The organism is Streptomyces nanhaiensis, from assembly GCF_046614825.1.
GTDB lineage: Bacteria > Actinomycetota > Actinomycetes > Streptomycetales > Streptomycetaceae > Streptomyces > Streptomyces radiopugnans.
In genome coordinates this window covers 1-6,807 of the sequence record NZ_JBKJFM010000226.1, presented here as the reverse complement: position 1 = coordinate 6,807, position 6,807 = coordinate 1, and the positions used below count along the sequence as shown (strand labels likewise).

Annotated in this window: 8 protein-coding genes; 5 read left to right on the top strand and 3 right to left on the bottom strand. The window is 76.0% G+C overall.

The features are described from left to right. Positions 1-931 (bottom strand): sensor histidine kinase (locus ACLIYP_RS28545; RefSeq protein ID WP_412715986.1); only part of this gene is annotated, 931 nt, incomplete at its 3' end. Positions 932-1,066: 135 nt separating this feature from the next. Here ACLIYP_RS28545 and ACLIYP_RS28540 point away from each other — a divergent pair. Continuing rightward, positions 1,067-1,486 carry an ankyrin repeat domain-containing protein gene (locus ACLIYP_RS28540; protein WP_412715985.1) on the top strand — a complete coding sequence of 140 codons (420 nt, stop codon included), beginning with the start codon at positions 1,067-1,069 and terminating at the stop codon, positions 1,484-1,486. A gap of 66 nt (positions 1,487-1,552) precedes the next feature. Further along, positions 1,553-1,696, top strand: a complete 144-nt coding sequence (locus ACLIYP_RS28535) for a hypothetical protein (RefSeq protein ID WP_412715984.1) — start codon at positions 1,553-1,555, stop codon at positions 1,694-1,696. 48 nt (positions 1,697-1,744) lie between these two features. On the opposite strand, the gene hemC is transcribed toward ACLIYP_RS28535, so the two are convergent. Continuing rightward, positions 1,745-2,680, bottom strand: a complete 936-nt coding sequence (hemC, locus tag ACLIYP_RS28530) for a hydroxymethylbilane synthase (protein WP_412715983.1) — start codon at positions 2,678-2,680, stop codon at positions 1,745-1,747. Between the two features lie 496 nt (positions 2,681-3,176). On the opposite strand from hemC, the gene ACLIYP_RS28525 reads away from it, so the two are divergent. Beyond that, positions 3,177-3,428, top strand: coding sequence for a hypothetical protein (locus ACLIYP_RS28525; protein ID WP_412715982.1), 252 nt, complete (start codon positions 3,177-3,179; stop codon positions 3,426-3,428). Positions 3,429-3,512: 84 nt separating this feature from the next. Here ACLIYP_RS28525 and ACLIYP_RS28520 read toward each other — a convergent pair whose 3' ends face one another. Beyond that, positions 3,513-4,100 (bottom strand): TIGR03086 family metal-binding protein, encoded by a 588-nt coding sequence (locus tag ACLIYP_RS28520; protein WP_412715981.1) that lies wholly within the window; start codon positions 4,098-4,100, stop codon positions 3,513-3,515. Between the two features lie 333 nt (positions 4,101-4,433). Between ACLIYP_RS28520 and ACLIYP_RS28515 the strand changes: the two genes are divergently transcribed. Both ACLIYP_RS28515 and ACLIYP_RS28510 read left to right on the top strand, forming a co-directional pair. After that, entirely contained in the window at positions 4,434-5,477 is a 1,044-nt protein-coding gene (locus ACLIYP_RS28515; protein WP_412715980.1) for a sulfotransferase, read from the top strand. A gap of 186 nt (positions 5,478-5,663) precedes the next feature. Beyond that, entirely contained in the window at positions 5,664-6,647 is a 984-nt protein-coding gene (locus tag ACLIYP_RS28510; protein WP_412715979.1) for a DUF3152 domain-containing protein, read from the top strand. The last annotated feature ends 160 nt before the right edge of the window (positions 6,648-6,807 follow it).

Sequence of the window (6,807 nt, the reverse complement as noted above, 5' to 3'; positions counted from 1 at the left end):
GCGGCACCGGCCGCGCAGGCCGCCCCTCGGTCACCAGACGCGCCCGGGCCCGGGCCGCGCGCGCCCGCCCCCCCGGGGGTGGGGCGGCCGCGCGCGCCCGCCCCACCAGGGCGCCCACGCCCTCCAGCCCGGCCGCGGGCGCGGTCGGCGCCGCCTCCTCGTCCGCCTGCCGCAGCACCCCCAGCGTGGCGCGCAGTTCGCGCAGGGCGTCGCGGCTGCCGGCCCGCACCGCCTCCAGCGCGGCCACCAGCTCCTCCGTCTCCCCGGGCCGCCTGGCGTGCCGGTGCAGCGCGGCCCCGGACTGCACGTTGATCAGCGACAGGCTGTGGCCGATCACGTCGTGCAGCTCGCGCGCGATGCGCAGCCGCTCCTCCACCGCGGACTGCCGCGCACGCACCTCCCTCTCCCGCTCCGCAGCGACCGCCCGCTGCTCCACCTCCCGCAGGTACGCCTGCCGGCTGCGCTGGGCGTGCCCGGCGGCGATCACCCCGAACAGCCAGCCGGTGAGGAGCACCATCGCGGCGTCGTCCACATGGCGCCCGCCGCCCGGCCCGGGTGCCAGTTCGCCGTAGCCGACGGCCAGCATGGTCAGCACGGCCAGCGTCACGGCCGCCGTCATGCGCCCCTCGGCCGCGACCGTGTGGAGCGCGACGGCGAAGGCGATCATCGGCAGCGGGCTGTCGTACGGGTTGGCCGGGTAGTACACCGCCGCGCACAGCAGGACGGCCAGCGCCACCGGCACCGGCCGGCGCCGCCGCCAGTACAGGACGCCGCAGGCGGCCGCGATCAGCACCCAGTCCAGGGCCATCCTCGGCCACGGCTGGGGGACGACGGTCATCCGGTAGGCGTTGAGCCCCACCAGGGCGAGCACGACAGCCGCCGCCAGGAGGCGGACGGGGCGGCGGGGCGCGGGCGTCGCGATCGGCGGCATGGAACGAAGCGTATGCGGGGCACGCGCGAGGACGCGGCCGCGGGAGCGCGGCGGCACCGGCCGGGAAACGGGCATACGTAGTCTGAGGACGATCAGCCGCCGAGGCGGCGAGACGGTACGACGAGGAGGCACCCGATGTCCGACGCCCCGACCCCCGAGACCTCCGAGCCCGCTCACGACCCGGAGGTGCTCCAGCTCGCGGCCAAGGTCTTCGACCTCGCCCGGGAAGGCGACACGGACACCCTCGCGGCGTACGTGGACGCGGGCGTCCCGGCCAACCTGACCAACGACAAGGGCGACTCGATCCTGATGCTCGCCGCCTACTACGGCCGCACCCCCGCCGTACGGGCCCTCCTGGAGCGCGGCGCCGACCCCAACCGGGTCAACGACCGCGGCCAGACCCCCATCGGGGGCGCGGTCTTCAAGGACCAGGAGGAGATGGTGCGGCTGCTGCTGGAGGCCGGCGCCGACCCGGCCGCCGGCAACCCGTCGGCCATCGACACGGCCCGGATGTTCGGCCGCCACGAGCTGCTGAAGCTGCTCGGCGCGGAGTGAGCCGCGGTGCGAGGCGGCCGGCCGGGGCCCGCGTCCCGGCCGGCCGCCTCGCGCGTCACCATCCCCGTGACCACCTGCTTCTGGGCCGACTACGGACCGGTCGGCTCCGTCGACTTCTTCCCGCCCGAAGGGGAGCATCTGCCGGTGGACCAGGCCGCGGCACGGACCAGGGAGTTCGCCCTCGGCGTCCTGCCCTGCTCCGCCGGCTGACGGGATTCCGCTCCCGGGCGTCGCGCCACGGCGCCCCGGGAGCACGGCTTAGTGCGCGATGCCGTCGATCAGGTCGCGTGCGCCCTGGCGGAGCAGGGCGACGGCGACGGAGGTGCCCAGGGTGGCCGGGTCGAGGCGGCCCGCCCACTCGTGCGCGTTGAGGACGGTCTTGCCGTCGGGGGTGAACACGCAGGCTCGCAAGGAGAGTTCGCCGCCCCGCTCGGTCCTGGCGTACCCGGCGATCGGACTGTTGCAGTGCCCCTGGAGGACGTGGAGCAGCATCCGCTCGGCGGTGGCCTCGCGATGGGTGTCCGGGTCGCCCAGGCCGCTGACGGCCTCGATCAGGGCGGTGTCTCCCTCCCGGCACTGGAGGACGAGGACGCCCGCGCCGATCGGCGGCATCATCACCTCGGTCGGCAGGATCTCGCTGATCACGTCCCGGCGGCCGATCCGCTCCAGGCCGGAGACCGCCAGCAGCAGGGCGTCCGCCTCCCCGGCCGCCATCTTCTCCATGCGCCGGTTGGCGTTCCCCCGGAACGGCACGCACTCCAGGTGGGGGTGGGAGCCCGCGAGCTGCGCGACGCGCCGCACCGAGGAGGTGCCGATCCGGGTGCCGGGCGGGAGTTCGTCCAGGGTGAGGCCGCCGGGGTGGACCAGGGCGTCGCGTACGTCGTCGCGTTCGAGGAAGGCGGCGAACACCGTGCCGGCGGGGAGCGGCCGGTCGGCGGGGACGTCCTTGAGGCAGTGCACCGCCAGGTCCGCCTCGCCGGCCAGCAGCGCGGCGTCCACCTCCTTGGTGAACGCGCCCTTCCCCTCGACCTTCGAGAGGTCGCCCAGCCACTTGTCGCCGGTGGTCCGCACCGGGACGACCTCGGTGCGCACGCGCGGGTGGAGCGCCGCCAGCTCGGCGCGGACGCGTTCCACCTGCGCCAGCGCCATGGGCGAGTCGCGGGAGACGATACGGATCAGCTCAGGGGCGGACATACCGTTCACGATAGCCCTCCGGGCTCGCGTCCCGGTGGGCGCCGCGGTCGAACCACCCGCCTCTCGCGGCCGGTTGGCCCCGGCACCACGCCGTCACCTTCCGTTCTCCTTCCCGGGGTCCGTGTGGGGTCACGGTGAAAAATCCGTCGGCGGCGGCGTCGGAAAGCGACGATCGGGATACAGAAAGTGATAGTCGCCCGTCAGAGGGCATCGACGTATCACGGAGCACGATGGAATCCCGAACTCACCACTCCCCGGCGGTCTCCGCCGACGGCGAGGACTTCGCCCGCGCCGCGAGGGACGCGGGCGCGGACACGAACGCGGAGGCCCCTCCGGGCCGCTGCGCCGGGGGACCCCGGCGGACGCCGGCGGCCGTACACGCCGGGTACGGGCCGGACTCCGCGCCGGCCGCCGTACCGCCGGCCGTACCGCCTGCCGTACCGCCTGCCGAGCCGCCGGGGACGGCCCTGGCGGCGCCGCGGGCCGGGGCGGCGCGGTGAGCGCGGAAAGGCGGGAGGGGCGGGAGGGGCCGCCCGCGATCGCGGTCGGCTCGGTGGCACGGGATCTGCGGGACGGGCGGATCGGGGACGTGATGGACGTCCACCCCGGACGGGTGTGGCTGCGCCCGCTCGGCGGCGGGCGGGAGTGGGACGCCGAGCCGGACGACGTCCGGCCGCTCACCGCGCACGAGCAGCTCAGTGCCCGTCTCGCCGCCGCCAACGCCCGCAGCCGGCGCCTCCTGTCGTGACGGGAGTCCGGCCCCCGGACGCCGCCCTCGCCCCGCGGACAGGCCGGGCGGCCCCTCCCGCCGCCCGGCCGCATCCGCGCGGCCTCAGCGGCGCGGGTCGCGGCCGGTCGCCGCGAGCAGCCGGTCCTGCAGGGAGGCGCCCTCGGGCACGGCGACCTCGGGTCCGTAGACCCGGACGCCGGGGCCGAACGCGTCCGGGGTCCGCATCCTGTCCATGACGTCCCGCGGAACCGCCGAGAGGACGGCCCACAGGCGTTCCACGTCCACCGGGTCCATGCTGCCGTCCTGGCCCGTGGCGCGGGCCAGGTCCCAGCGGTGGAGGGCCATGTCGTCGCTGACGACCTCGTCGATGTGCCGCTCGACCGTGGTCGGCCCGAGGGGCGTCGGGCAGGACCGGAGGGCCTGGCCGGGGTCGGCGAGGACCGCCTCGATGTCCGTACGGGCCGCGAGGAAGGCTCCCAGGGGGTCCTCCCGGAGAGGGGGAGCGGGGCTGAGGACCCGGTCGAGGGGCCGCAGCATCGCCGCGTGCATGTCGATGACGTGCCGCACGACGTCCCGGGCGGTCCAGCCCTCGCAGGGCGAGGGGTCGCCCCACCGGTCGGCGGCGACGCCCGAGACGGTGGAGGCGAAGGCGTCGGCCCGGCGGCGGTAGCGGTCGGCGATGGTGTTCACGGTGTCGTCCCCTCAGGTCGCGAGGGCAGGGCGGCAAAGGGCCCCGCGGGTTACGGAGGGGAGACCGTGTGCCGGACCGGAACTCATCGGGCCGCCCCTCGGCGAGCGGGGGCACGGCTCCGGGAATCCCCCGGGAGCGGGGCGTGACCGCCGCCCGGTCCGGCCCGGTGGGGCGGCGCGCCCGTGCGTCCCGGCCGTGCGGCGGCTCCTGGCCGGAAGTCGCCCTGCCGCGCGCCGTATCCGGGTCCGTACGCTGCGGTGTGGAGATCACCGGCGGAGCCGGACCGGTGCCGGTGCCGGGAACGGGACCTAGGGGGCAGTGGGGTGGGGGACGTGAGCGCACGGCCGTTGTCGTTCGTCGTCGGGACGGGGCGGAGCGGTTCGACCGCCCTGTCACGCGTGCTGAACCTGCACCGGGACGTCCTCAGCCTCAACGAGCTGCTGGCCTCGGTCGGATCCGAGGGGATGCCCGAAGGGGCCCTGGAGGGAGGGGAGTTCTGGCGGCTCCTGGCCGATCCCAACCCCGCGTTCGACAGGATGGTCCGCAGCGGCGCGGCCATTCCGGAGTTCCTCTACCCGCGCCGTCCGGGGCGTTTCTCGGCCGACACCACCGGCATCCCCAGGCTGTCCCTGATGGTGCTGCCGCACCTCACCGACGACCCCGACGGCCTGCTGGACGAGCTCGCCCCGCTGGTCTCCGCCTGGCCGCGCCGCCCGGTCGAGGAGCAGTACCGGGAGCTGTTCGGGCTGCTGTGCGCCCGGTTCGGGCGCCGGGCGGTGGTGGAGCGCTCGGGTTTCTCGGTGCGGTGGGTGCCGAGGCTGCGGGCGGGCTTTCCCGAGGCGCGGTTCGTCCACCTGTACCGCGGCGGCCCCGACTGCGCGCTGTCGATGAGCCGGCACACCGGTTTCCGGATGATCTCGATGCTGGAGGAGATGTACGCGCTGCTGGGCCTGGAGTTCGGTGACGAGCTGACGCCCGAGCACGCCCGCGAGCTCCCGCCCGACCTGGCGGGGCTCCTCCAGGACCCGTTCGACCCCCGGCTGGTGTTCGACCGGGTGATGCCGGTGGCCCGGTTCGGGGAGCTGTGGTCGCGGCTGGTGACCGAGTGCCTGGAGCACCTGGCCCGGGTGCCGCAGGCGGCCCGGATGAGCCTGTCGTACGAGGACCTGCTGGACGCACCCGGGCGGGAGCTGTCGCGGCTGGCCGGGTTCGTCGGCGTCGAGCCCTACGAGGAGTGGCTGGAGGCGGGCCGGTCGATGCTCGACGCGGGCAGGCGCGGGGCCTCGCTGCGGCTGCCGCCGGACGAGCTGGACGCGCTGCGGAAGGCATGCGAGCCCGGAGAGCGGGCGCTCGCCGGAGCGTGGCACGGGGCGTGACGCGGAGCGTGACACGGGGCGGCGCGGAGCGCGCCGCGGGGGCCCGGCGGGGGCGCGCCCGGGTGCGGCGGCGGCCGGTGGTCCCACAACGGGCTTGTCGTACAGCGGTGTTACGGTGATCTTCGACCGCCCCCCACGAGTCGCCGACAGCATCTTCGCGTACGCCGAACCACGGGGGAGTCCATCTTGAGCAGCCGCCGCACCGACCGGCCCGGCAACCGGCGCACCGACCGGCGCACCGACACCGCTCGCCGCGGTGCCGCCCGCCGCCGGGGCGGCCAGGGCGGCGGGGGCCGTCAGGGCGGCCGCCGCCGGAGACGTCCGCACATACGGGTACTGGCCTCCGCTGCGACCGTCGGGGCCTTCGCCCTCGGCGGGTTACTCGTCACCGAGCAGGACTCCGCCGAGTCGCGGACCATGGCCACGCCGCAGGACCCGGACGAGCTGAGGGCCTCCGAGGAGGCGGTGTTCGTGCCGCCGTCCCCCTCCCCCTCCCCCTCCCCCTCCGGCTCCGCGTCGCACTCCCCGTCGCCGTCGCCCTCCGCGCGGGAGCCGGAGGAACCTGAGGAACCGGAGGAACCGGACGAGCAGTCGGTGATCCCGGTCCCGGCGACCGGGCCGGGCACCTTCACCACCGCCCAGGCCTCCGGCGAGGCCGTCGGGCAGGGCACCATCCGCACCTACCAGGTGCAGGTGGAGGACGGCATCGAGCTCTCCGCCCGGCAGGCCGCGCAGGAGGTCGCCGCGATCCTCGCCCATCCGCGCGGCTGGACCAACGACGGTGTGAACGGCTTCCGCCTCGTGGCCTCCGGACCCGCCGACTTCATCGTCAAGATCGCCACCCCCGGCACCGCCGACGCCATCTGCGGCGCCGCCGGGCTCAACACCCGCGGCGAGCTGAACTGCGCCGTCGGCCCCACCGTGGTGGTCAACCTCAAACGCTGGGTGCTGGGATCGCCGCAGTTCGACGGGCCCGTCGCCGAGTACCGGGCGCTGATCGTCAACCACGAGGTCGGCCACCGCATCGGCCGCGGCCACGAGACCTGCCCCGGCCCGGGGCGGCCCGCGCCCGCGATGATGCAGCAGATCAAGGGCCTCAAGGGCTGCGTCGCCAACGCCTGGCCCTACGACGCCGACGGCGCCTACCTGGGCGGCCCCTCCGTCCCCTGAACCGCCCCCGGCCTCACCCCGCGCCACCGGCGCCCGCGATCCGGCCGGCGGGCGCACCCCGGCCGGCGGGCGCCGGTTCCGGCATCGCCTCGCGCATGCGGGCCAGGAACGCCCGGGCCGCCGGCCCGGGCGACCTGGGCCGGGGGACGGGGTACGTCCG

Excerpts from the sequence above, each read along its gene's own strand:
- ACLIYP_RS28540 (WP_412715985.1), top strand. The coding sequence starts at position 1,067 with ATGTCCGACGCCCCGACCCCCGAGACCTCCGAGCCCGCTCACGACCCG.
- hemC (WP_412715983.1), bottom strand. The coding sequence starts at position 2,680 with ATGTCCGCCCCTGAGCTGATCCGTATCGTCTCCCGCGACTCGCCCATG.